Annotated in this window: 26 protein-coding genes and 3 pseudogenes; 25 read left to right on the top strand and 4 right to left on the bottom strand. The window is 63.2% G+C overall.

From position 1 onward, the window contains the following. Positions 1–189 precede the first annotated feature (189 nt). Positions 190–1,557, bottom strand: coding sequence for an AmmeMemoRadiSam system protein B (amrB, locus tag HZY77_RS05410; protein WP_296819541.1), 1,368 nt, complete (start codon positions 1,555–1,557; stop codon positions 190–192). A gap of 141 nt (positions 1,558–1,698) precedes the next feature. Here amrB and HZY77_RS05415 point away from each other — a divergent pair, with 141 nt between their 5' ends. The 12 genes and pseudogenes from HZY77_RS05415 (at position 1,699) to HZY77_RS05470 (ending at position 12,323) form a co-directional block, all read left to right on the top strand. Further along, the gene (locus HZY77_RS05415; protein ID WP_296819543.1) at positions 1,699–3,165 is read left to right on the top strand and encodes a PAS domain-containing sensor histidine kinase; all 1,467 of its coding nucleotides are present in this window, start codon (positions 1,699–1,701) and stop codon (positions 3,163–3,165) included. A 36-nt stretch (positions 3,166–3,201) separates the two neighbouring features. Beyond that, a complete protein-coding gene (locus HZY77_RS05420) occupies positions 3,202–3,849 on the top strand; it encodes a response regulator transcription factor (protein WP_296819545.1) in 648 nt (215 codons plus the stop codon). A gap of 151 nt (positions 3,850–4,000) precedes the next feature. Continuing rightward, positions 4,001–5,605: a GGDEF domain-containing protein gene (locus tag HZY77_RS05425; RefSeq protein WP_296819547.1), complete on the top strand. Its 1,605-nt coding sequence runs from the start codon at positions 4,001–4,003 to the stop codon at positions 5,603–5,605. A 147-nt stretch (positions 5,606–5,752) separates the two neighbouring features. Beyond that, the gene (locus HZY77_RS05430) at positions 5,753–6,469 is read left to right on the top strand and encodes a flagellin (protein ID WP_296819549.1); all 717 of its coding nucleotides are present in this window, start codon (positions 5,753–5,755) and stop codon (positions 6,467–6,469) included. Between the two features lie 91 nt (positions 6,470–6,560). Further along, positions 6,561–6,889: pseudogene (locus HZY77_RS05435) on the top strand (flagellar protein FlaG). A gap of 15 nt (positions 6,890–6,904) precedes the next feature. After that, complete coding sequence (fliD, locus tag HZY77_RS05440; RefSeq protein WP_296819552.1) at positions 6,905–8,326, top strand: flagellar filament capping protein FliD; 1,422 nt, start codon at positions 6,905–6,907, stop codon at positions 8,324–8,326. A 76-nt stretch (positions 8,327–8,402) separates the two neighbouring features. After that, entirely contained in the window at positions 8,403–8,837 is a 435-nt protein-coding gene (gene fliS, locus HZY77_RS05445) for a flagellar export chaperone FliS (RefSeq protein WP_296819554.1), read from the top strand. 13 nt (positions 8,838–8,850) lie between these two features. Continuing rightward, positions 8,851–9,180, top strand: coding sequence for a flagellar protein FliT (locus HZY77_RS05450; protein WP_296632350.1), 330 nt, complete (start codon positions 8,851–8,853; stop codon positions 9,178–9,180). A 9-nt stretch (positions 9,181–9,189) separates the two neighbouring features. Next, positions 9,190–10,266, top strand: a complete 1,077-nt coding sequence (locus tag HZY77_RS05455) for a flagellar hook-length control protein FliK (RefSeq protein ID WP_296819556.1) — start codon at positions 9,190–9,192, stop codon at positions 10,264–10,266. Continuing rightward, a complete protein-coding gene (locus HZY77_RS05460) occupies positions 10,253–10,546 on the top strand; it encodes an EscU/YscU/HrcU family type III secretion system export apparatus switch protein (RefSeq protein ID WP_296632354.1) in 294 nt (97 codons plus the stop codon). Before HZY77_RS05455 ends, HZY77_RS05460 begins: the two co-directional genes overlap by 14 nt. Before the next feature lie 5 nt (positions 10,547–10,551). Then, on the top strand, positions 10,552–11,319 hold the full coding sequence (locus tag HZY77_RS05465) for a flagellar brake protein (RefSeq protein WP_296632356.1): 768 nt from the start codon (positions 10,552–10,554) through the stop codon (positions 11,317–11,319). 44 nt (positions 11,320–11,363) lie between these two features. Continuing rightward, a complete protein-coding gene (locus tag HZY77_RS05470) occupies positions 11,364–12,323 on the top strand; it encodes a chemotaxis protein (protein WP_296819558.1) in 960 nt (319 codons plus the stop codon). 138 nt (positions 12,324–12,461) lie between these two features. On the opposite strand, the gene fliE is transcribed toward HZY77_RS05470, so the two are convergent. Continuing rightward, positions 12,462–12,821 (bottom strand): flagellar hook-basal body complex protein FliE, encoded by a 360-nt coding sequence (gene fliE / locus HZY77_RS05475; protein ID WP_296819560.1) that lies wholly within the window; start codon positions 12,819–12,821, stop codon positions 12,462–12,464. A 227-nt stretch (positions 12,822–13,048) separates the two neighbouring features. On the opposite strand from fliE, the gene fliF reads away from it, so the two are divergent. The 13 genes and pseudogenes from fliF (at position 13,049) to fliR (ending at position 24,004) form a co-directional block, all read left to right on the top strand. Further along, entirely contained in the window at positions 13,049–14,680 is a 1,632-nt protein-coding gene (fliF, locus tag HZY77_RS05480) for a flagellar basal-body MS-ring/collar protein FliF (protein ID WP_296819563.1), read from the top strand. After that, complete coding sequence (fliG, locus tag HZY77_RS05485) at positions 14,673–15,671, top strand: flagellar motor switch protein FliG (protein ID WP_026240991.1); 999 nt, start codon at positions 14,673–14,675, stop codon at positions 15,669–15,671. Before fliF ends, fliG begins: the two co-directional genes overlap by 8 nt. Before the next feature lie 312 nt (positions 15,672–15,983). Then, positions 15,984–16,570: pseudogene (locus HZY77_RS05490) on the top strand (FliH/SctL family protein). Then, positions 16,570–17,976: a flagellar protein export ATPase FliI gene (gene fliI / locus HZY77_RS05495; protein WP_296819565.1), complete on the top strand. Its 1,407-nt coding sequence runs from the start codon at positions 16,570–16,572 to the stop codon at positions 17,974–17,976. Before HZY77_RS05490 ends, fliI begins: the two are co-directional and overlap by 1 nt. A 25-nt stretch (positions 17,977–18,001) precedes the next feature. Then, entirely contained in the window at positions 18,002–18,451 is a 450-nt protein-coding gene (fliJ, locus tag HZY77_RS05500) for a flagellar export protein FliJ (protein WP_296819567.1), read from the top strand. 15 nt (positions 18,452–18,466) lie between these two features. Beyond that, on the top strand, positions 18,467–19,714 hold the full coding sequence (locus HZY77_RS05505; protein ID WP_296819570.1) for a flagellar hook-length control protein FliK: 1,248 nt from the start codon (positions 18,467–18,469) through the stop codon (positions 19,712–19,714). A gap of 265 nt (positions 19,715–19,979) precedes the next feature. Next, positions 19,980–20,336, top strand: coding sequence for a flagellar basal body-associated protein FliL (gene fliL, locus HZY77_RS05510; protein WP_296819572.1), 357 nt, complete (start codon positions 19,980–19,982; stop codon positions 20,334–20,336). Between the two features lie 13 nt (positions 20,337–20,349). Then, positions 20,350–21,351 (top strand): flagellar motor switch protein FliM, encoded by a 1,002-nt coding sequence (gene fliM, locus HZY77_RS05515; RefSeq protein WP_296819574.1) that lies wholly within the window; start codon positions 20,350–20,352, stop codon positions 21,349–21,351. After that, a complete protein-coding gene (gene fliN, locus HZY77_RS05520; RefSeq protein WP_296658525.1) occupies positions 21,344–21,745 on the top strand; it encodes a flagellar motor switch protein FliN in 402 nt (133 codons plus the stop codon). The genes fliM and fliN overlap by 8 nt, the downstream gene beginning before the upstream one ends. Continuing rightward, a complete protein-coding gene (fliO, locus tag HZY77_RS05525; protein ID WP_296819577.1) occupies positions 21,742–22,161 on the top strand; it encodes a flagellar biosynthetic protein FliO in 420 nt (139 codons plus the stop codon). Before fliN ends, fliO begins: the two co-directional genes overlap by 4 nt. Positions 22,162–22,177: 16 nt before the next feature. Further along, entirely contained in the window at positions 22,178–22,909 is a 732-nt protein-coding gene (gene fliP / locus HZY77_RS05530) for a flagellar type III secretion system pore protein FliP (RefSeq protein WP_296819580.1), read from the top strand. Between the two features lie 23 nt (positions 22,910–22,932). Further along, the gene (gene fliQ, locus HZY77_RS05535) at positions 22,933–23,202 is read left to right on the top strand and encodes a flagellar biosynthesis protein FliQ (protein WP_296632384.1); all 270 of its coding nucleotides are present in this window, start codon (positions 22,933–22,935) and stop codon (positions 23,200–23,202) included. Positions 23,203–23,218: 16 nt separating this feature from the next. Then, complete coding sequence (gene fliR / locus HZY77_RS05540) at positions 23,219–24,004, top strand: flagellar biosynthetic protein FliR (protein WP_296819583.1); 786 nt, start codon at positions 23,219–23,221, stop codon at positions 24,002–24,004. 83 nt (positions 24,005–24,087) lie between these two features. Here the strand turns inward: fliR and cheZ are convergent, their stop codons facing one another. After that, positions 24,088–24,681, bottom strand: a complete 594-nt coding sequence (gene cheZ / locus HZY77_RS05545) for a protein phosphatase CheZ (protein ID WP_363154604.1) — start codon at positions 24,679–24,681, stop codon at positions 24,088–24,090. Between the two features lie 105 nt (positions 24,682–24,786). Beyond that, positions 24,787–25,161 (bottom strand): annotated as a pseudogene (gene cheY / locus HZY77_RS05550) (chemotaxis response regulator CheY); the annotation flags it as partial. Positions 25,162–25,180: the final 19 nt, after the last annotated feature.

Consider the following 25,180-nt stretch of genomic DNA (forward strand, 5'->3'; position numbering starts at 1 on the left):
ATGCTCATGCGGCCACCTCTTCAAAAGGACGTAAGGGCGTCGGATAGCGCGTCGGTGGCGGCCGCATTCGCGGTCGTTCGCACGTGCCGAGGCTCACTGCTCATGCGGCCACCTCTTCAAAAAGACGTAGGGGCATTGGATAGCGCGTCGGTGGCGGCCACATTCGCGGTCGTTCGCACGTGCCGAGGCTCACTGCTCATGCGGACCCTCCTCTTTCCACTTGCTCACCGTGTAGCGCGACAGCTTCACCTGCTCCGCCCAGAAATCCGCGGGTAGTCCGGCCTTGCGTTTCAGGTGCGCCAGAAATTCGGCCGGCTTCGGCAGTTGTTCCCACACCTGCGGCAGGAAAGTGCTGCGGTAGTGGCCATACTCGAACACCACGCCGTCGACGTGCGGGCGCAACGCGGCGAGCGCCGCCGCTTCATCAGCCACCGCCAGCGGTTCGGTCGGCGACAGCAGCGACACCTCGACCCGGATCTCGTCGAACTCGGTCTGCGACAGCGGCATGAAGCGCGGGTCGCGGAATGCCGCCGCCACCGCGTTCTCGCGCACGTCGATACCGAGCGGGCGATGCGCCTCCAGCGTGCCGATGCAGCCGCGCAACTCGCCCTGCCGGGTCAGGGTGACGAAGGTGGCGCCCGGTTCGGCCAGCCAATCGGACTGCGCGGATGCCACGCCCGGGTGGCCCAACTTCGAGGCGATTTCCGTGCGCGCCAGCTTCAGCAGGGTCGCGCCCTTCTCCGCATCTGGCCGGTCGCTGTCGGCCTCCGGTTGGAAAGCGAAGGCGGCGTAGCCGACCACCCGCTCGGGGTCGCCTGCGGTGTCGCTGGAGTTGCGCACGTCCAGCGCAATCGGGTGCAAGCCGTGCTGTTGGGCGGCCAGCAGCAGACCGTTGACCGGCGTCGCGCCGCAGGCCTGCTCGTGGTTGAGATGCGGGTTCAGCGCCAGGATGGCCTTGACGGTCTCGCCGTCCACCTGGCGGGCGAGACCGTCGGGCAGGAAATGCGACAGATCGGAACTGATCACGATCAGCGTCTCGTCGCCGCCCCACACCTGCTCCAGCACCTCGGCCACCTCGGCGGCGCTGGCGTCGCCCACCGCCAGCGGCAGCAACTGAAAGTCACCAAGCACCTGCTGCAGGAAGGGTAGTTGCACTTCCAGCGAATGTTCCATCTGGTGCGCCGCGGCGCTGCGCACCACCTGCGGCAGTCCGGCGAGTGCCTGCATGCCCGCGCAGTCCAGCGGGACGTCACCAAGCGGCGTGGCAAAAGNCTCCGCCTCGGGCAGCGCCAGCCCGCGGACCGGGACACGGTGGGTGGGACCGAGCAGCACCACCCGGCGGATGCGGCCGCGCAGATTGGCCAATGCCGAATAGGCGCTGGCGGCAACGGAACCGGAATAGATATAGCCGGCATGCGGTACGATCAGGGCCTTCGGGGCAGGCCGGGCAGCGCCTGCCCCGGCGTGGGCCAGCAGGTCGGCGACGGTGCGCTTGAGCTCGATCGGGTTGTCCGGGTAGAACAATCCCGCAACGGCAGCGGGGCGGACGGTGGGCATATGGCATTCCCTCATTAATCAGCCTAGTAAATCTGGGGGATTTGTCCGCTTTCAAGTGATGCCTGGCCGGATCCGCGTTTGCGCCGATAATAATGTGCCCGAGGCGACCGGATCGCCCTCATTCCAATATCGAGGAGACTTATGGCTTCATCCAGAGCGGCCGACGAAGGCACCCTGCTCAAGGCCATCCTGCAGGAATCGACAACCGAGGTGATGGTGTTCGACGCCGACACTCTGCGGATCGTCCAGGCCAATCCGGCGGCGACCAAGAATCTGCACTACCAGCCCCGAGCCCTGCAGAAACTGACGCCGCTGGATTTTCTGCCTCCCGAGGACAGGCAAGCCTTCCATACCCTGCTCACCCTGCTCAGGCATGGNAAAAAGCGCCGCACCGCGCTCAGCGTCCACTGCCGCCGCCGGGACGGGACCCTGTATCCCGCCGAGGTCCGGATGCTGTACTCGGCCGACCACGANAAACCGGTTTTCGTCTGGATCGCCAATGACGTCAGCCAGCGCGAGGCCACACGGCAGGCCCTGGCGCATTCAGTATCGGACATGCACGCGATCGTGGCGCATATCCCGGGCATGGCGTTCCAGATCCAGCGCCGGCACGATGCCCCGCCCACGCTGCGCTACGTGAGCGAACAATCCGCCCAGCTGCTCGGCATCAAGGCGTCCGCCTTGCATGGCAAGCCCGAGCGCTTCTACAAGCTGATCCTGGAGGAGGACCGGCCCGACTACCTGGCCCAGCTGGCGCAAGCCGACGGCGGCCATATGACCTTCAACTGGGAGGGACGCATCTGGATGAAAGCCTGGAAGGACGTGAAATGGGTCGCGATACGCGTCAGCCAGCGCAAGGACGAGGACGGCACGATCTGGGACGGCATCATGCTGAACATGACGCACAGCAAGCAGGCTGAGGCCGAACTCCTGCGTTCGCGGGCCCAGTTGAGCGCACTGGCCGCACACGTCGAAGCGGTCAAGGAACAGGAGCGCCTGCACTTGGCACGCGAGGTGCACGACGACCTGGGCGGCAACCTCACCACCATCAAGATCGGCCTGTCCTGGCTGATGCGGCACCTCCCGTCCGACCAGCCGCTGCTGATCCAGCGCACGGCCTACCTGGACAACGTGGTCGACCAGACCTTCGAGGCCGCGCACCGGATCGCCTCCAACCTGCGGCCGGCAGCGCTCGATTTCGGCATCGTTCCCGCCATCGCCTGGCAGCTGCAGCGTTTTACCCGCAACACCGATATTCCCCATGAATTCAGTGCGCCCGAGGATGCCATCCCGCTCGGCCCCGATGCGGAGATCGCCGCGTTCCGCATCGTGCAGGAAGCGCTGACCAACGTCGCCAAGCACGCCCGCGCCACGCGGGTGAAACTCAGGCTGGTGCGGGAACCGGACAGCCTGCGGATCACGCTGACCGACAATGGCCGCGGCCTCCAGCCCGCGCCGGGAAACGGGAATGGTTTCGGCATACTCGGCATGATCGAGCGCGCCGCCGCACTGGGCGGCGAGCTCACCGTACAGCCCGCCAAACGGCAGGGTACCCAGGTCAGCCTGCGCATTCCCCTGGCCGTCCTTGTGCCCGATCCGGCTGAATGACGGCATAATCGTCCCAATACCAAGCAGAGAACGTTCGTGGCAGCCGCAAAACCCTATCGCATCCTTATCGTCGACGACCACGCCATCGTCCGCGAGGGACTCAAGCTGATCCTGGCCGACGCCGAGGACATCGTGGTGGCCGGCGAAGCCGACTGTTCCAGCCGCGCCCTGCAGATGGCACGGCTGGAACCATGGGACATGGTGCTGATGGACATCTCCATGCCTGACCGCAACGGCCTGGAAACGCTGGAACTCATGAAGAAGGAGCACCCCGGCATCAAGGTGTTGATGCTATCCATGTACCGGGAAACCCAGTATGCGGTGCGGGCGCTGAAATCCGGCGCGGCGGGTTATCTCAACAAGCAGAGCGCGCCCGACCAGCTGGTCCACGCCATCCGCCTGGTCGCCTCGGGCAAGAAATACATCAGCGCCGAAGTCGCCCAGGAACTCGCCAGCCAGGTCAGCGGTGAGCGCACCGGCCTGCCGCACGAGGCCCTGTCCAACCGCGAATACCAGACCTTGTGCATGATCGCCTCGGGACTGACCGTCTCCGCCATTGCCGACAAGCTCGCCCTGTCGGTCAAGACCATCAGCATGTACCGGGCCCGCCTGCTGCAGAAAATGCAGTTGAAAAACAACGCCGAACTGACGCATTACGCCATCAAGCACGGCCTGCTCGATTAGGCGCCAAGGCGCTTTCCGTCCCGCCCGAGCGCGCCGTGGGCCTGTTTTAGAAATACCGGGGTTTTCCCGCCTTAATCCGGACTTCATCCTGCCGGGGCCGGCCCTACCATGCGAGGCATAGTCAATGCCCTTCCCGGGCCTGAGTGCCGACATGGCTGAGCCAAACGACAAAATCAATCTTGCCAATCCGACCGAGGTCGCGCGCGAAACCCTGCGCCGCCTGGCCCTGCGCCGGATCGCGCCCACCCCGGACAACTACCAGACGCTATACGAGGAAATCGTGGGCGGGCCGAGCGCCCAACCCGCTATTCCCTCGAGTGCGGCCACGGCCGCCAGCGCCCTGTCCGGCCTGGTGATGGACCTCAACCTGCACCATCCCGAACTGGCTGCACCCGTGGAAACGCTGAATCAGGCCATCCGCAAGAACGACTGGACGCAATGCCGCAAGCAACTGGGCCACATCACCTTGCAGCTCAAGCAGCAGGGCGAAAGCAGCGGAGGCGGCGGGGAAAACCTGGCCTTGCTGCGCGACCTGCTGGCCAAAACCCTGGAATTCGGCGTCGTCACCCAGCTGTCGCACAGTCCGCGCCTGGCCGAGAAGGCCCAGCATCTCGCCGCCGCGGTGCGCGACGCCAACAGCGCATCGGCCTTGCGCAGCGTCACGTCCGGCCTGAAATCCCTGTGGGTCGGCATCGAGATGCAGGCCCCGGATCTCCAGCAGCAGCAGGAGATGCTCAAACGCATCCTGCTGCTGCTGGTCGAAAACATCGGTGAACTGCTGGACGACGACACCTGGCTGCGCGGCCAGCTCGACATGGTCGAGGAAGTCATCGCAGGCCCGCTCCAGATCCAGACGCTGCAGGAAGCGGAGAAGCGGCTCAAGGAAGTCATCTACAAGCAGAGCATGGTCAAGCACGGCCTGCGCGAGGCCACCGCCACGCTGAAAGCCACCATGACCACCTTCGTCAGCCGCATGCGGGACGCCGTGGCGGCCAACGACGAATACCAGGGCAAGATCGCCACCCACATCGAGCGCATCCGCAATACCGAGGACGTGCTGGAACTGAACCGCATCCTCGAGAACCTGCTGGACGAAACGCGCAGCGCGCAGGCCGACACCCGGCGCGCCCACGAGCAACTGATCGGAGAGCGCGATGCCGCCGTGCAGGCGGAGAGCCGCATCAAGCAGCTGGAAACCGAGCTCGCCCAGATGAGCGCCCTGGTGCGCGAAGATCCGATGACCCGCAGTCTCAACCGGCGCGGACTGGATGACGAATTCGCACGCGAGGCATCGCGTGCCGATCGTTACGACACGCCCTTCAGCATCGCCGTGCTCGATGTCGACAATTTCAAGGCGCTGAACGACAAGCGCGGCCACCAGACCGGCGACGAGGCGCTGATCCACCTGGTCAAGGTGGCAAAGGAAGAACTGCGCATCACCGACCACATCGCACGGATGGGCGGCGAGGAATTCCTGATCATTCTTCCCAACACCCCGCTCGATGAGGCCGCGCGCATCATCACCCGCCTGCAGCGCAGCCTCACCAAGAAATATTTCCTCGACAACAACGAAAAAGTATTGATCACCTTCAGCGCCGGCGTCGCCCAGCGCGTGCCTGGCGAATCGCAGGAAGCCTCCATCGCCCGTGCCGACAGCGCCATGTACGAAGCCAAGCACAGCGGCAAGAACCGCGTCTGCCTGGCTTCGGACGCGCCTGTCAAGGCCNNGAGGAGTGAAGATCATGCAGATTTTTGAAGCCGCAGCCTTAACTTTCTCCAACCCCGACGATTCCTCACACAACGGCGGTTCATGTAGCCCCAACGGGCAGACCAACGTTGACGGCACCAGAGCACCCTTTGGGGCACAGAAGCCGGAACCATCGACCCACTTAAGGAGAAACAAATGGCACAAGTAATCAACACCAACGTAGGCGCTCTCTTTGCTGGCGCTGCCCTGAACAAATCGGCACTCGCTTTGCAAACCGCCCAGCAGCGCCTGTCTTCCGGCCTGCGCATCAACAGCGCTGCGGATGACGCGACCGGCCTCGGCATCGCCACCACCTACGATTCCAAGATCCGCGGCGCGAACATGCAGATCCGCAATGCCAACGACGGCATTTCCAAAGCCCAGATCTCGGACGGTTACCTGGCCCAGATCACGGAAAACACCCAGCGCCTGCGCGAAATCTATGTGCAGACCGGTGCGGTCTCCAACCAGGAAGCAACTGCCCTCCTCGCTGAAAATGCGCGTATCGACGGTCTGGTCACTGCCAGCTCCGCCGTGACCGTGGACGAGNNCGGCGGCACGGCCGGCGGCACGGGTACGACCTTCACCGCTGCGACGTCCTACTCCAACCTGGCTGCATTCGACACCGAGTTGACCGCCATCGGCACCGCCCGTGCCAAGTTCGGCGCCGACATGTCGTCGCTGGCTTCCGCCGTGGCCACGCTGCAGACCGCTTCGGTGAACTACTCGGCTTCCTACAGCCGCGTCATGGATACCGACTACGCTGCCGAAACCGCGGCCCAGGCCAAGAACAACATCCTGCAACAGGCCGGTACCGCGGTCCTGGCGCAGGCCAACCAAACGCCGCAAACCGTGCTGACCCTGCTGCGTTAAGCGGTTTTGATAGGAGACACCCCCAACCGCAGCAGTCGGTTGGGGATTTGACATGAAGGATATCGCGATGATTATCCAGAACACCACCCTCATGAATCAGGCCGTGCTCCCGGCCGCGCGCGCCCATGGCGCCGCCCCTACCGAATCCAAGGTTGTCGTCGACACCCAGGCCCACAATGTTCCCCAGCAACCTTCCGCGGCAGAACTGAAAAACGCAGTGGAAACGCTCAACAAAGCCATGCAGCAATCGAACCAGAACCTCGAGTTCAGCGTGGACACCGACACGAAAAAGTCGTGGTCAAGATGGTGGACACCAGCACGGGTCAACTGATTCGCCAATTCCCATCCGAAGAAACCCTTGCGATTTCGCGTGGAATCGAACAATTCCAGCAAGGTCTGCTGCTGAAACAAAAGGCTTGAGTCAGGAGATTCATCATGGCCATTACTTCGTCGACCACGACCGCACTTGATGTCCCCACCCTCGTCTCGCAGTTGATGGCGGTCGAGCGGCGTCCGATCGACACGCTCAACACCCAGATCACCAGCTATCAGACCAAGATCTCTTCCTTCGGCACGCTGAGTGGCCTGGTCTCAAGCTTCCAGACCGCAGCCCAGAATCTGGGCACCACCCTGCAGAAACTCGCCGCCACGCCCTCCGATCCCAGCGTCTTTTCCGCTACCGCGGGCAGCACCGCCGTGCCCGGCAACTACACGGTCGAGGTAAGCAAGCTGGCGCAGTCGCAGAGCCTGGTTGCCGCGGGACAGGCCAGCAGCACTGCCGCCATCGGCAATGGCACCGCCACCACGGTCACGTTCGACTTCGGCACCATCGGCGGCGGCACCCTGACCAACGGGGTATACAGCGGCGCGGCCTTCACGTCGAACGGCAACGGCACCGCCAGCATCACCATCGACAGCACCAACAACACCCTGGAAGGCATACGCGACGCGATCAACTCTGCTTCCATGGGCGTGACCGCGACCATCGTCAATGACGGGTCGGGCACGCCCTACCGCCTCGCGCTGACCTCAGGCAGTTCCGGTGCCAGCAACAGCATGAAAATCACCACCAGCGGCGGCGACGGCTCCATCGGCAGCCTGCTGGGCTATGATCCGGCCGGCACGCAGAACCTGACCCAGACCATCGCCGCCCAGAATGCCGACCTCACGGTGAACGGGATCGCGATCACCAGCGCATCCAACACGGTGAGCGAGGCCATCCAGGGTGTCACGCTGACGCTCACGAACACCACCGCCGCGCCGGCCAGCCTGACGGTCGCGCGCGACACCACGGCAATCAACACCGCGGCATCCGGGTTTGTCGACGCCTACAACGCCCTGGCCAGCCAGATCAAATCCCGCTCCGCCTACGCCACCAACGGCTCGGCAGGGGGCGCCTTGGCGGGCGACGGCACCTTGCGCGTCATGCAGGACCAGTTGCGCGGCATTTTCAATACGCCCGCCAGTGGCGGCACCTTGACATCGCTTGCCGAGGTCGGCATCGCCTTCCAGAAGGACGGTTCGCTGAGTCTGGACAGCAGCAAGCTCAATAGCGCCATCTCGGCCAATTTCAGCGATGTGACCAATTTGTTCTCGTCGTCGACGGGCTTCGCCACCCGGCTGGCCGACTGGGCCCAGTCCACGCTCGACCCCGGCGGCCTGATCGATACGCGCACCCAGAGTCTCAACAAATACGTCCAGGACCGCAACGACGAAATCGACCGCCTGGAAAACCAGATGACGGCCCTGCAGAAGAAATACACGGCCGAATATACCAACCTGAACCTTCTGCTGAGCCGCATGAATTCCACCAGCACTTATCTGACTCAGCAGTTGAGCAGCACCTCATCCAAATGAGCGCCGCCTGCATCGTTCCGAACGCGCCACGTGACTGCCCCGCCGGCCGTCCGCATAAATAAACCAGGAGGAAGACGTGTACACACAATCCAGAGTTGCCGCCAACGCCTACGCCAACGTCGGTCTCGAAACCGGCGTGGTGGCTGCCAATCCGCACCAGCTCATCATCATGTTGTATGAGGGGGCCGAACTTTCGGTGCGGATGGCAATCCGGCACATGAATGAAGGCGACCTGGTCAAGAAATCGGCCGCCATCACCAAGGCCAGCACCATCATTCTGGAAGGCCTGCGCACTGCACTCGATACCCGCCANGGAGGCAAACTCGCGATGCAGCTCGACGCCCTGTACGACTACATGGGCAAGCGCCTGATGCTCGCCCATCTCAAAAANCAGACCGAGCCGCTGGAAGAAGTGCTGGGGCTGTTGCGTGAACTGCATGACGCCTGGAAACAGATCGGCGTCACCGGCCAATCNCCCGCCGTNCCCCTCCAACATCCCATCGCCGCTTGAACCGGAGACTTTCATGACCAGCCACGAAATCCTCACCACCTATGAATCGCTCTCCGAACTGACCGGCAGCATGCTGAATGCCGCTCGCCAGGGCGAATGGGATGATCTGGCCGTGCTGGAGCAACGCTGCCAGGCCTATGTCGGCAGCCTGATGCAAACCGATCGGGTTCGCCTGAACGAAAGCGAACAACGCACCAAGGTCGCGATCATCCGTACCATCCTGCAGAACGATGCCCAGATCCGTGCACTGGCCGAACCGCGCCTGCACGAATTGCAACAGCGCCTGAGCCTGTCGCGTGCGAGCCAGCGTAGCGTCAAGGCCTACAACGCGCAGCGAACCTGACGCCTCCCCATGTTCCCGGTTCAGTTCATGGCTCGCATGATGGATGCCCCGCTCTCGCGGGACACCACGCCGCGGCCCGTGTCCGGACTGGTGCCTGTACAGGCGGTCCTGAACGCCACCGAACGCGACCAGACCACCCCGCGTCCCACATTCGAACACCTGGCTCTGGGCCAGACGCTGACCGGCCTGGTCAAGAGCCTGAGCAAGGGCCTGGCGCTGGTCGAGATCGACGGACAAACCGTTGCAATGCGGCTGCCNCCNGAAACGGCGCCGGGCGATACGCTACGCCTGCGCTTCGCCGGCCACATGCCGCAACCCGTATTTCTGCTCGCCACCCCGCAAGCTGCCGCCAGCGACGCCCCGCAGTTGAGCCAGACGGCACGCATGCTGAGTGACTTGATGCAGCACCTGCCGGGACACAATACCTTGCCTACGGTCACCCGGAACGGCCCTCTGCTCGACCAGCCGAACGTAAACCCGACCGTGATGGCGCTTGCGCTGCGTACCGCACTGGTCCGCAGCGGCCTGTTTTATGAATCCCACCTCGCCAACTGGACGGTCGGCCAGGACAGTCTGGACGGCCTGATGCAGGAGCCGCAGAATCGACTCGTCGCGACGGAAACCGCGCGCGCTGCTGCCAACCCCGCGGGTACGCTCGCCCTGCCCAATACCGCCGAAGCGGTCGGCGACAAGCCGCTCAATCCCATGCACGCCCTGCTGTCGCAGCAATTGCAGGTGCTGGAGTCCCCGCAATTCGTCTGGCGCGGNGAAGTCTGGCCGGGCCAGCCACTGGAATGGCATCTGCGCCAGGAAACCGATACCGAGCAGGGGCAGGCGCACGCCGATGCCGCCAACGACGCCGGGGCAGGCTGGGAATCGCATCTCAAATTGAGCCTGCCGCAACTCGGCAACCTGACTGTACACATCAAGCTCGATGCACACCAGGCATTCAGCATCCGGATGGTGCCGGAACAGCCCGAATCCGAGACCCTGCTGCAGCGAAACCGGGGACAGCTGGCGAAACGGCTGGCCGACGCCGGCTGCGCGCTCCACAGCCTGACGGTGCAACACGATGACGGCGCCTGACAAACAGCGGGCCGCGGCGGCGCTCGCCTACCGGACCGGCGATGCGGCGCCGCGCGTGGTCGCTAAGGGTCGGGGCATTCTTGCCGATACTATTATCGAGAGGGCACGCGCGTCGGGCGTTTACGTCCACGAATCGCGCGAGTTGCTGGCGCTGCTGATGCAGATCGACCTCGACAGCCACATTCCGCCGCAGCTCTATATTGCAGTGGCCGAATTGCTGGCCTGGCTTTACCACATGGAAGAATCCGATAAACAGGCATTGCCACATAACAACACTTGATCAGAATGGCTTCTTCACCCGAGCAACACGACCCCCATTCCTCCGAACACGAAGGCCAGCTGGCACGCTTTACCCTGCATTCGCGCACAGAGATACTCTTCCTGCTGCGTGCGATCCAGAAACGCAAGCTGCTGGTCAATCTCGATCTGCCGGGCAGCCGGCAGATCATCGTCACCTCGGTGCTCAAGGTGAACGAATCCAGCAACACCCTGATCCTCGACAGTGCTCGTGGCGACGCGCTCAACCACGAATTGCTGTCCGGCAAGGGTGCGGAGTTCGTCACCCAGCTCGACGGGGTATCGATCACCTTTGCGACCGGCCCGGTGACCTTGTGCGAATACGAGAAGCTGCCGGCGCTGCGCATCGCCCTGCCGCGCGCGATCATCCGCCTGCAGCGACGCGAGCATTTCAGGGTGCCGATGCCCATCGCCAATCCGGTCAGGTGCATCGTGCCTGCCCTCTCGACGGAGGATAACGAACCGATCTCCGCGCACATCGTGGATATCGGCTGCGGCGGCGTGGCGCTGGCCGACACCAGCGGACGCCTCGGCAATGCAGCCGGCCGCATCATGCCTGATTGCAAGCTGCTGCTGCCCGAGACGGAAGCGATCGTGACTACCCTCGAGGTCCGCAATTCGGCCCAGATACGCTTGCAGAACGGTGCGTTCCAGACGCGCCTGGGCTGCAAGTTCATTGATCTACCCAACGACATGGCGGCCAAGCTGCAGCGCTTTGTCATGGATATCGAGCGTGCACGGCGAAACAGCCTTTAGAACGCACGCCCACCCCTACATGAATGCTTCAAGGAGATCCCACCATGCAAACGATCCAGCAGGAAATTGACGAACGGACCAATCTGACCAGTTCCAACAAACTGGAACTGCTGTTGTTTCGCCTGGGCGAGGATCCCGGTCTCGACCGCAACGAGCTGTTCGGCATCAACGTGTTCAAGATCCGCGAAATCATCCCCATGCCGACCATCACGGCCGTCGCCGGATCACCGCCCCACATGATGGGCGTGGTCGATCTGCGTGGCCAGATCCTGCCGGTCATCGACCTGCCGGCCGTGGCGGGCTGCACCCCGAAAACGGGGCTGAACATCCTGCTGATCACCGAATACGCCCGCAGCACGCAAGCCTTTGCCGTCGAATCGGTTGAAGACATCGTGCGGCTCGACTGGCGCCAGGTGCTGTCTGCCGAAGGCAATGGCGCGAGCGGCATGGTCACCAGCATCGCCCGCCTGGACGGCGAGAACAGCGACCGGTTGGCCCAGGTGCTGGACGTGGAAACGATCCTGCGTCAGGTCATGCCGTCGACCGAGCAGGAAATCGATCCCGACAATATCGGCCCGCATGTCGATCTCAAACCTGGCACCGTCATCCTGGCAGCCGACGACTCGCTGATCGCACGCACCATGATCGAGCAGGGGCTTGAGGCCATGGGCCTGCCCTACATCATGTGCAAGACCGGGAAGGAGGCCTGGGACCAGTTGCAGGCCTTCTCCGCCAAGGCGCAGGAAGAAGGCAAAACCGTCCACGACCGGGTTGCCCTGGTGCTGACCGATCTGGAGATGCCCGAGATGGATGGCTTCACGCTGACCCGCAACATCAAGCAGGACCCGCGCTTCAGCGCCATTCCCGTGGTGATCCACTCGTCACTGACCGGGTCGACCAACGAGGCGCACGTCAGGAAGGTTGGCGCAGATGCCTATGTCGCGAAATTCGTCGCCGAGGACCTGGCGAATGCCTTACGCCAGGCACTGAGCACCGTGCATTGAAAAGCAAGTTACAAGATGCAAGTTGCAAGTTGCAAGTTGCAAGAAATCTTAGGCCCAGGGCTGAAACCTGGGCGCCGCGTGAACCTTGTACCTTGAATCTTGCAACTTGAAGCCCTCGCATCGCGGGGGCGCTCTGTTTTAGATGCCCATGTTCATGATTTCCTGATAGGCGGACACCAGCTTGTTGCGGACCTGCACGGTCTGCTGGAAGGCAATGCTGGATTTCTGCAATGAAATCATCGCGTCGGAGAGGCTGACGCTGGGATCTCCCATCTCGAAACGGTCGGCCAGCTTCTTCGATTGCAACTGGACCTCGTTGACCTGGTCGAGCGAGGATTTCAGGGCCGACTGAAAATCGACCGCGCCGGTAGCCGGCTTGGCTTGAAGGGCGCCCTCGCCTATCGGGTTGGCCCCCGCGGGCGTGGCGCGGGCCGCAGCAGCCTTCAACTGCGCCACCATTGCCTCGATCCTGCTGGTATCGATCATGCCTACGCTCATTGTGCCCTCCTTGTCTTTTCAGGCGGTTTTCCACGTGCTCACCTTACCAGCCCGGTCACAAGCCATAAGCGCGATAAGCGCCTGAAACCGGCTTCTATTCCCCGATTGAAAACCGTTGCACTGCCGATAATTCGTTCACATAGCGACATCCTCATGGGATCACACGGCATGAACACGGCAATCGAAAACAAGGCGCACCATGACGCCAGAACGATAGGGGCAGAATGATGGCGGGTGCAGGTGAAATGGTGGTTCCGGCCAATGTCATGGATTTCACACGGACGGCCGGCGGACGAAAAATCATGCTGATGCTGGGCGCGGCCGCGGTCATCGCGATCATGGCGGCCGTCTGGCTATGGGGCCAGCAGCCCTCCTATCGCGTTCTGTTCGCGAACTTCAGCGACCGTGACGGCGGCGCGATCGTCGCCGAGCTCGAGAAAATGAACATCCCCTACAAGTACGCCGAAGGCGGCGGCGCCCTGCTGGTGCCGGCCGACCGCGTCCACGATGCACGCCTGAAACTGGCTGCGCAAGGCTTGCCCAAGGGCGGCAATGTCGGCTTCGAACTGATGGAGAACCAGAAGCTGGGCGCCTCGCAGTTCCTCGAGCAGGTCAATTTCCAGCGCGCCATGGAAGGCGAACTGGCCCGTTCGATCGAATCCCTCTCGGCGGTGCAGGCCGCGCGCGTGCACCTGGCCATGCCCAAGGACTCGGTCTTCGTCTCCGAACAGAAACAGCCCACCGCCTCGGTGCTGCTCAACCTGCACCCCGGCCGCGTGCTGGACGCCCAGCAGGTCAGCGCCATCGTGCACCTGGTCGCCAGCAGCGTTCCCGAACTCTCGCCGAAGAACGTGACCATCGTCGACCAGAACGGCAACCTGCTGTCCGACACCAGCAAGGCAGCCAGCGCCAACGGCATGGACCCGAGCCAGATCAAGTACGTACAGGACTACCAGCAGAACGTCGCCAAGCGGATCGAATCCATCATTTCNCCTATTGTCGGCGCGGAAAACGTGCGGGCCGAAGCGACGGCCGACATGGATTTCTCGCGTAGCGAACAGGCGGTCGAGTCCTACAAGCCGAACCAGGCGCCCGATGCCATGGCCATCCGCAGCCAGCAGATCAGTGAATCGCAGAACGGCAGCGCCAGCCCCGCCGGCGTGCCCGGCGCGCTGACCAACCAGCCGCCGGCCCCGGCCACCGCCCCGATCACGGTGCCCGGGCAGAAAACGCCTGCCGCAGCCGTGCCGGCCACCCCGACCACCAACACGCACAAGGATTCCACCGTCAACTATGAAGTCGACAAGACCATCCAGTACGTGCAGAAGGCGGGCGGCGGGCTGAAGCGTCTGTCGGTTGCCGTGGTCGTCAACTACCGGAAAACCGTCGACAAGGACGGCAAGGTCGTCATGAAGCCGCTAAGCCCGGCCGAAATCACCCAGATCACCAACCTGGTCAAGGAAGCCATGGGCTACAACCAGGAACGCGGCGACACCCTCAACGTGGTGAACAGCTCCTTCGCAAGCCAGCCGCCGGAAATCATCCCCGAAGTACCGCTATGGAAGCAGCCCCAGACCATCGACCTGGCCCTGCAGACGGGCAAATACCTGCTGATGGCCGTGGCGCTGCTGCTGCTGTATCTGCGCATGCTCAAGCCGATGCTGAAGAAGATCGCCGAGGCCCCCGCCCTGCCTGCACCCGGACACGATGCCCATCTGCACCACGGCGGTGGCGACATGATGGCGCTGCCCGGCCAGCGCAATTATCAGGAAAACCTCGCGCGCGCGCAGAAACTGGCCAGCGAAGACCCGCGCGTCGTCGCCAACATCGTCAAAACCTGGGTAGGCAGCCATGAGTGACAACGGCATTACAAAGGGCGCAATCCTGATGCTCGCGCTGGGCGAGGAAGGGGCGTCGGAAGTCATGAAATATCTCGGCCCGCGCGAAGTGCAGAAGCTGGGCGAGGCGATGACCAGCATGAAGGCCATTCCGCAGGAAGAGGTCGAGACCGTGTTGCACGACTTCAACAACGTGGCGGACCAGAATTCCTCGCTGGGCCTGGACTCGGATGACTATATCCGCAGCGTACTGAAGAAGGCGCTGGGCGACGACAAGGCGAACTCGCTGCTCAACCGCATCCTCGGCGGCGGCGGCGATGCCAGCGGCATCGAAAGCCTGAAATGGATGGACGCCGAATCGGTGGCCGATCTCATCCACAGCGAACACCCACAGACCATCGCGACCATCCTCGTTCATCTGGAGCGCGACCAGGCCTGCGAAGTGCTGGGCTGCTTCACCGAGCGCCTGCGCAACGACGTGCTGCTGCGCATCGCCACGCTTTCCGGCGTGCAGCCCGCAGCCCTGCGCGAGCTCAACGACGTCCTGACCAAGCTGCTGTCCGGCAGCGACGTCCTGAAGAAACAGCCGATGGGCGGCACGCGCGCAGCGGCCGACATCCTCAACTTCATGAGCGGCGACAACGAGCAGTCCGCCATGGAATACCTGAAGAGCTACGACCCCGACATGGCGCAGAAGATCATGGACGAGATGTTCGTGTTCGAGAACATCATGGACATCGAGGATCGCGGCGTGCAGTTGCTGTTGCGCGAAGTTCAGTCCGACTCGCTCATCATCGCGCTCAAGGGTGCGTCGGAGGAAATGCGCGAGAAAATCTTCAAGAACATGTCGCAACGTGCCGCTGAAATGATGCGGGAAGACCTGGAGTCCAAGGGTCCGGTGCGCCTGTCCGAGGTCGAGGCGCAGCAGAAGGAAATCCTGATGATCGTCCGCCGCCTGGCCGACGAAGGCCAGATCTCGCTGGGCGCCAAGGGAGAGGAACAGTATGTTTAGCAGCTTGTCTGGCTGTATTCGTCGTGTGCGTTGTCGCCAGAAAGCGATGGATGCAAGGCGCGGTGCGACGGCAAGGGCCATCCCCTTGCCTAGCGCCGTAACGCAGCAGACGCGCTTTCTGGCGACAACCCGAAGGGCCGGGCCGCTACGGGCGCATTGCGGCGTTGCGGGCCGCTTGTTGTGGGTAGCACAACGGCGCGCCCCGCGCCTTGCCCTGCATCCCGTAGAGGTCCGGCGCGCATGACGAATACAACCAGACAAACTGCCAACGTCATGTCCAGCGTGGACCAGGCCGCCTGCCAGCCCTGGGAGATGACCAGCTTCGATGCCCACCTGCATCCGGCAAAGCATGCCGGCCACACCGCCGTCGTCCTGCCGACGATCGAACAGATCACCGCCATCCAGGAACAGGCGCGGCAGGAAGGCTATCAGGCCGGCCATGCCGAAGGGCTCGCCGCCGGGCGCGAGGAGGCCGCCCGCGAAGCGGCCCGTTTGCACGATCTGGCCAACACCTTCTCGGTCGAGGTCGCCCAGGCCGATGAAATCATCTCCCAGCAAATCCTCGACCTGTCGATCGATCTGGCCCGTGCATTGTTGAAATCGGCGCTGGCAATCCGCCCCGAGCTGGTCATTCCCATCGTCAAGGAAGCGGTGCGCTACCTGCCGGTTCTGCACCAGCCGGCCCTGCTGTTCCTGAATCCGGCCGACGCCTTGCTGGTCAAGGAGCGGATCGGCGACGAACTCGAAAAATGGGCTGGCAACTTGCCGACGACGGGCAACTCGAACCCGGCGGCTGCCGCGTGGAAACGGCCAGCAACCAGATCGATGCCTCGCTGCCCACCCGCTGGCAGCGTCTGACCGCAGCGCTCAGCAAGAATTCGGACTGGCTGGCCGCCTGATGGATAGGGACACGTCTNNCCCCAGCACCCGCTGGAAGGCCTACTTGCAGGACTGCGGGGAACTGCTGGCGATCGCCGAACCCATGCAGATATCCGGCCGCGTCACCCGGGTGGCCGGACTGGTGATGGAAGCCGTCGGGCTGAAACTGCCGGTCGGCAGCGCCTGCACCGTGCCGCTGCCCAATGGCTCGCAACTCGAGGCCGAGGTGGTGGGATTCGCGGGAGATCATGTGTTCCTCATGCCGCAAAGCGACGTCGAGGGCATCGTGCCCGGCGCACGCGTGTTCCCGGTGGAGGTCATTCCCACCCTGCCCCGTGCCGGCCAGGTCAATCATCCGCGCCGGCGGCCCAGCGACCGTACCCGCCATCTGCCGGTCGGCGAGGGATTGCTGGGACGCGTGCTCGACAGCGGCGGCCGTCCGCTCGACGGTCTCGGCCCGGTCCACGCCTCGGCCACCGCGCCGCTCAACAACCGCGCCGCCAATCCGCTGGCGCGCGCGCCGATCACCGACATCCTCGATGTCGGCGTACGCGCGATCAACAGCATGCTGACCGTCGGCCGCGGCCAGCGTATGGGCCTGTTCGCCGGCTCCGGCGTCGGCAAGAGCGTCCTGCTCGGCATGATGGCGCGCTACACCAGCGCAGACGTGATCGTGGTCGGCCTGATCGGCGAACGCGGCCGCGAGGTCAAGGAATTCATCGAGCAGATTCTCGGCGAGGAAGGCCTGGCGCGCGCCGTGGTCGTGGCCGCACCGGCCGACACGCCGCCGCTGATGCGGTTGCAGGGCGCAGCGTACGCCACTTCGATCGCCGAGCATTTCCGCGACCAGGGCAAGAACGTACTGCTGATCATGGATTCTCTCACCCGCTATGCCATGGCGCAGCGCGAGATCGCCCTGGCCATCGGCGAGCCGCCTGCGACCAAGGGTTATCCGCCATCGGTATTCGCCAAATTGCCGGCGCTGGTCGAGCGTGCCGGCAACGGCAAGCCGGGCGGCGGCTCGATCACGGCCTTCTATACCGTGCTCACCGAGGGCGACGACCAGCAGGACCCGATCGCCGATGCCGCACGCGCCATTCTCGACGGCCACATCGTGCTGGATCGCTCGCTGGCCGAGAGCGGTCACTACCCGGCCATCAACATCGAACAGTCGATCAGCCGCGCCATGCACAGCATCACGACGCTGGAGCAGCAGCAACTCGCGCGCCGTCTGAAGAAGCTGTATTCGCGCTACGAGCGCAGCCGCGACCTGATCAACGTCGGCGCCTACGCGGCCGGCACCGACCCGCTGCTGGACGAGGCCATCCAGCTGCAAACCGGCATGGAGGCCTTTCTGCAGCAGGCCATCCACGAACGCGCCGGCGTGCAGGAAAGCCTGGCCGATCTCGCAGCCCTGTTCCAATAACCTTCCGACGAATCGAGCACACTGAATGGCGTCTCCCTCCGCTCTCAACACCCTGATCGATCTGGCACACAAGGAAACCGACGAAGCTGCCAAGCAGCTGGGCCTCGCCTTGCGGATCGGCGATGAAGCGGTGCAGAAGCTCGACCTGCTGCTGCAGTACCGCAACGACTATGCGGAGCGTTGTCAGAGCAACCTGACCAACGGGATCAGCACGACGCATTTCAACAACTTCCAGATGTTCATGCAGAAGCTCGATCACGCCATCTCGGGGCAGCAGAAGGTCGTCAACGACACCCAACTGCGGATTGCCCAGGCGCGTGCCGCCTGGCAGGCCTGCGAGCAGAAGAAAATGTCCTTCGTCACGCTGGCCGAGCGCGCGAACAAGGAACAGTCCCGCCGCGAACTGTGGCGCGACCAGAAGCAGAACGACGAGCATGCCGCCCGGCGCTCGCAACACAAAAGAACTCCTTCCTGAGGCAGGACCGACACCATGAATGCGACCCCCATGAATCCCACGTCCGGCAATGCCGTTCAGCCCGCGCCGCAGGCNGGAAAATCGGCAGACGCCGGTACGCCGGACGTTCCGTTCAGCCAGGTGCTGTCCAGCGAGATCGCCCAGACCCGCAAAAGCGACGCGCCCCAGGAAAGCAGCCATGCCGACGCGAAGCCGGATCCGGCCGCTTCCCGCCCTGCCGGAGCGGCCGAAGGCAAGACCGATTCCGCGCAGACAACCAAGGCAGGCGAGAAAACCGAGCGTGACCATGACAAGAAAGGTGAGACGGACGCTGCAGAGGCGTCCACGGTCGCACCGGAAACCCTGCTTGGTCTGCCGATCAGCCCGGACGTATTCAAGCCGACGGTGGTCCCCGTCGGGACAAAGGCCGCCGCCGCGGAAGGCGCCGTTCCGGAAACGGCATCCGGCCACGGTGCGGCGGCCGTCCCTGCCCTGGGCGCACCGGGCATATCCGCCCAGGATGCCCGCAAAGGCCGCGCCATTCCGCTCACGCAGACTGTGCAACAAGCCGCGCAACACGATGCCCGCCAGGCCGGCAGCGAACGCGGCACGCAGAAACTCGACCCGCGTCTTGTCGGCCAGGAAGACACACATGCTACAGCCGGGGCCGCACGGACAGCCACTCCGACCGATGCAGCCGCCGCGTTCCAGGGACAGCTGGCAGCAGCCCGGCACACCGACGCCGTGAAGACGGGCGACCTGCTGCCGGATATCGTCAGCAATCCTGCACTGCGGACGACTCCACACGCATCGATTGACACCCAGCTCGCACCAACCGACGCGTCGTCCTCCCGCTTGGCGCCCTCCGTCGGAACGACGGCCTGGAGCCAGGCGCTGGGCGATAAACTGGTATGGATGGCATCGGGCGCCCAGCAAACCGCTTCGCTCACGCTCAACCCGCCCAACCTCGGACCGCTGCAGATTGTGGTGCATGTCACCAACGACCAGGCCACGGCCAGCTTCTTCTCTGCCCAACCCGAAGTCCGCCACGCCCTGGAAGCAGCCTTCCCGCGGCTACGCGAAATGATGAACGACGCCGGCATCCAGCTTGGGCAGGCGACGGTCAGCGCGGATACGCCACAGCAAAACAGCACGCCCGATCGTCAGCCGCAACGCATCGCGCTTCCGTTCTCCGGCGCCGACCACGCCGCATCGGCCGGCCTCCAGGCCGTTCAGGCGCCGATCCGTCAATCCGGACGCGGTCTGGTCGACACCTTCGCCTGACCGGGCAGGCGCGACATCACACGATATGCGCCCCTTTTTCCCCTCTTTTACCGAATCGAAGACGCATGTTCCTTTTCATAATGACAAACATCTACCCCCATTGCACATGTAGAGGAAAGCAACAATGGCCGCACCTGCCGTACCTGTCGAATCGTCCGAAGCCGAGGAAGCCGTTCCGGTCAGGNNAAATCGAAGAAAAGCTGTTCATCATCGCAGGCGCCCTCGTGGTCCTGCTGGGTGGCGGCGGCGCTGGCGCGTGGTTTTCATGCATGGTGCGCATGACACCAAGGAAAAGGCTGTCGAGCCGGCCAAACCNCCGGTGTATCTGCCGCTCGACACCTTCACCGTCAATCTCCAGGGAGGCGAACAGTATCTGCAGACAGACATCACGCTGCAGGTGGCCGATCCGGCCCAGGTCGATGACATCAAGCTGCATATGCCGCGCGTCCGCAGCCGTCTGCTGACGCTGCTCTCAAGCAAGCAGGCCGACGAGCTGGTCACGCCGGACGACAAGAAGAAGCTGGCGCAGGAAATCCTGGCGCAGATCAAGCTGCCGTTCGACCCCAACGGTAAACCGCAACAGGTGGACGATGTCCTGTTCACCACGTTCGTGATCCAGTAAGAAGACCTCATCCATGGCCGACAACTTTCTTTCGCAGGACGAAGTCGACGCGCTGCTGAAAGGCGTGACCGGCGAAGTCGACGAGGCGCCGGCCGAATCGGACGATCATTCGGGCGCGCGTCCCTACAACCTCGCCACGCAGGAACGCATCGTGCGCGGCCGGATGCCGACGCTCGAGATCATCAACGAACGGTTTGCACGCCAGTTGCGGATCGGCCTCTACAATTTCCTGCGGCGCGGCGTGGAGATCTCGGTCGGACCGGTGCGGGTATCCAAGTACAGCGAATTCATCCGCAACCTGGTCGTGCCCACCAACCTGAATCTGGTGCAATTCAAGCCGCTGCGCGCGGCCCTGATGATCTTCAACCCCGACCTGGTCTTCCTCATGGTCGACAACCTGTTCGGCGGCGACGGGCGTTTCCACACTCGCGTCGAAGGACGCGACTTCACCCAGACCGAACACCGCATCATCCAGCGCATCCTGAACATCGTCTTCGAGGCCTATTCGAAATCCTGGGAGCCGGTCTACCCAATCGAGTTCGAATTCATCCGCTCGGAAATGAACACCCAGTTCGCCAACATCGCCACACCGAACGAAGTGGTGGTAGCGGTCACCTTCGCCATCGAGCTCGGGCAGATCAGCGGCGAAATGCATATCTGCATGCCGTATTCGATGATCGAACCGATCAAGGACCTGCTCACCAGCAGCCTGCAGGCCGAAAACCTGGAAGTCGACAAACGCTGGATCCGCCTCATGCGGCAGCAGATCCAGATGGCGGAAGTCGAGATCGTCGCCGACCTGGGCACGGCCGCTGTCAGCCTGCGCGACATCGTCGACATGAAAGTCGGCGACGTCATCCCGCTCAACATCCCCGAAACGATCGAAGCCAAGGTGGACGGCGTCCCGGTCATGGAATGCGCATACGGAAAGTTCAACGGTCAATACACCCTGCGGGTCGAGAAACTGCTGTCGACCAGCACGAACGACCCGCAAACAGGAGATCAACATGTCTGAAGACATCACCCAAACCATCGCGGAAGACGACTGGGCGGCCGCCATGGCCGAACAGGCCACGCCTGCAGCCGTCCAGTCGAGTCCTGAAATCTTTCCGGAACTGTCGGGCAACACCGCCGCGGGCGGACTGGCCAAGGATATCGATTTCATCCTGGACATCCCGGTCCTTCTGACCGTGGAACTGGGGCGGACCAAGATCGCGATCAAGAACCTGCTCCAGCTGGCCCAGGGGTCGGTGGTCGAACTCGACGGACTGGCCGGCGAACCGATGGACGTGCTCGTCAACGGCTGCCTGATCGCGCAGGGCGAAGTGGTGGTGGTCAACGACAAGTTCGGCGTGCGTCTCACCGACATCATCACGCCGGCCGAGCGGATCCGGAAACTCAACAAATGAAGCGTTTTGCCGCAAGCGTCGTGTCGAGCCTGCCGATCCTGGTGCATGCCGCCGATGCCGTCGCGCCGGCTCCTGCGGTCTCGGCCGCCGGCAGCCTGCTCCAGGTATTCATCGGTCTCGTCGCCGTATTGCTCCTGATCGCTGCCACGGCCTGGGTCGCCAAGCGTTTCGGCGTCACCCGCGGCGGGGCATCCAACGTACTGCACGTCATCAGCAGCGCCTCCGTCGGTGCGCGTGAACGGGTCGTGGTGGTCGAAGTCGGCGAATCGTGGCTCGTGGTCGGTGTGGCACCGGGCAGCGTCAATGCCCTGATGACCCTGCCCCGCGGCGAAATCCAACCCACGTCCGCCCCTTCCCTCAACACCAGCTTTGCGGCAGGCCTGCAGCATCTGATCGAGAAACGTCGTGGAAAATAAGTTGCATCGCCGCACGATGCGTACACTGCTCATGCTGTTCGCCTTGTTGCTGCCCTCACTGGCACTGGCGCAGAGCGCAGGACTACCCGCCTTTACCAGCACCCCCAGCGGCGGCGGCCAGACCTACACGCTGAGCCTGCAGACCCTGCTGCTGCTCACCTCGCTATCCTTCCTGCCGGCCGCGCTGCTGATGATGACCAGCTTCACCCGCATCATCATCATACTGTCGCTGCTGCGCCATGCGCTGGGCACGCAATCGTCGCCGCCCAACCAGGTAATGATCGGCCTGGCGCTGTTCCTGACCCTCTTCGTGATGGGGCCGACCCTGGACAAGATTTACACCGAAGCCTATCAGCCGCTTTCCGAGAACCGTATCCAGGTGGGTGAGGCGCTCGACAAGGGCGCCGTGCCGCTGCGCGCATTCATGATGAAGCAGACGCGCGAAACCGACCTCGCCCTGTTCGTGAAGATGTCGGGCACAGCGGCGCCGAAAACCGCTGCCGACGTGCCGATGCGCGTGCTGATCCCGGCCTACATCACCAGCGAACTCAAGACCGCCTTCCAGATCGGCTTTGCCGTGTTCATTCCCTTCCTCATCATCGACATGGTCGTCGCCAGCATCCTGATGGCAATGGGGATGATGATGGTGTCGCCCGCCATCGTTTCGCTGCCCTTCAAGATCATCCTGTTCGTCCTGGTGGACGGCTGGAATCTGTTGCTGGGCTCGCTGGCGCAAAGCTTCTATTAACCCGACCCTGAGAGACACACGCCATGACACCCGAAAGCGTAATGACCCTGGGCCGCACCGCGCTGGAAATGACCATCCTGGTGGCGTCCCCTGTCCTGCTGGTCACCCTGGTGGTCGGCCTGATCGTCAGCGTCTTCCAGGCCGCCACCCAGATCAACGACGCCAGCCTCTCGTTCATTCCCAAGGTCATCGCCGTGCTTGCGACCTTCGCCATTGCCGGCCCTTGGATGCTGACGGTCATGACCGACTACATGCGACGGGTATTGACCGACCTTCCCAGCCTCATCGGCTGACCTCCCGCAGAAATCCATGATCAGCCTCACCGATGCCCAGCTCAACGCCTGGCTGATCAGCTTCATCTGGCCCCTCACCCGCATATTGGGCCTGATCATGTTGGCGCCGGTATTCGGCCACAGTTCCGTACCGCGGCGCGTCAAGATCGGCCTGGGCGTGTTCATCGCCCTGATCATCGCCCCCACGCTGCCGCCCATGCCCGATATCGGACTGGGCTCCTGGTATGGTCTGTTCATCCTGATCCAGCAGCTGCTCATCGGCATGGCGATCGGCTTCATCATGCGCGTCGTGTTCGCCGCGGTCGAGGCGGCGGGTGAGATCGTCGGCCTGCAGATGGGTCTGGGGTTTGCGTCCTTCTTCGATCCGCAAAGCGCCGGCCAGACGATCGTGATTTCCCAGTTCTTCAATCTCCTGGCCGCGCTGCTGTTCCTCGCGGTCAATGCGCACCTGCTGCTGCTGGGTATCCTCGCCGAGAGTTTCAAGAGCCTGCCTATCAGTCCGCAGCCGCTCTCCACGGCAGGTTTCTACAGCGTCGCCAACTATGGCTCCGTCGTGTTTTCCGTCGGCCTCCAACTGGCACTGCCGCTGATCGCCATCCTGCTGATGACCAACCTGGCACTCGGCATCCTCACGCGCTCGGCGCCCCAGCTCAATATCTTTGCGATCGGTTTTCCCATCACCCTGGGAGTGGGGCTGATTGCGCTGGACATCACCCTGCCCTACTTCACGCCCCAGTTCGAGCATATGTTCCGGAATGGCTTCGAAGCCACGACGGCAGTCATCCGGGCGCTTCATCCCTAGCAGGCAGGACGGGCGAAACGAAAACGCCGGGCCGCAGGGAATCCCTGCAGCCCGGCGCTTGAATCCGGAAACTCCGAAAGGCTTTAGAAACCGAGACTGTCGAGCAGATCGTCGACCTGGCTCTGGTCGGCCACCACGTCGTTCCTGCTCGCGGGATTGATCTGGGGGCCGTTGAGCAGGCCGCTATTGGATTCCCGTTTTACTTCGGCCGGCGCATAGTCGATCAGCAGTTGCACCAGTTGCCGCTCCAGGTTGTGTGCAAGATCGGTCACCTTACGGATCACCTGCCCGGTCAGATCCTGGAAATCCTGCGCCATCATGATGTCCAGCAACTGCTGCTTGGTGGCGCTGGTGTCGTTGCGCATGTCCGCCAGGCATTGCATGGTCATGGTCGCCATGTCGCGGTAATTGGCCTCGGAAAATGGCGCCTTGAAGGCAGCCTGCCAGCCATTCAGGATTTCGTCGGCGCCCGCATCGATGCGTTCCTGCATGGGAATGGCCGCATCCGTGGCGTTGAGCACGCGCTGTGCTGCCTGTTCGGTCATGCGCGCCACGTAGTTGAGGCGTTCCCGCACGTCGGGGATCTCGGTCGTCGCCTTTTCCAGCACCTTGTCCAAGCCCAATTCACGCAGGCTGTCGTGCAGCGTCCGGGTGATCTGCCCAACCCGCGCCAGCATCTCCTCCGACTCGCAGCCCTCGGGACTCGCGGCGTGCGACACGGTCACGGCTACAGCAGAGCCGACGAATTGCGTTTCCACGTCAGGCTCCCGCTTTGTCGAGTTTTCAAATATCTTCGAGAGCTTCTCGTCGAGTGTGGCCGCGGTAAAAGGTTTGACGACGTAGCCACTGGCGCCGGCCTGCGCCGCAGCGATGATGTTTTCCTTCTTGGCCTCGGCGGTCACCATCAGGACCGGCAGCTTTGAGAGGGTGGCATCGGCACGGATGTTCTGCAGCATGGTCAGGCCATCCATGTTCGGCATGTTCCAGTCGGACACGACGAAATCGAAATTTCCGGAACGCAGCTTGGCCAAGCCGTCGGCACCGTCTTCCGCTTCTTCAACGTTGGAGTATCCCAGTTCCTTGAGCAGATTGCGCACGATGCGGCGCATCGTGGAAAAGTCGTCGACAACCAGGAATTTCGTGTTCGGATCGGCCATGCAGTACTCCATTGGTGCA

Origin of the sequence: Thiobacillus sp. (assembly GCF_013693775.1) — a bacterium.
Lineage (GTDB): Bacteria > Pseudomonadota > Gammaproteobacteria > Burkholderiales > Thiobacillaceae > Thiobacillus.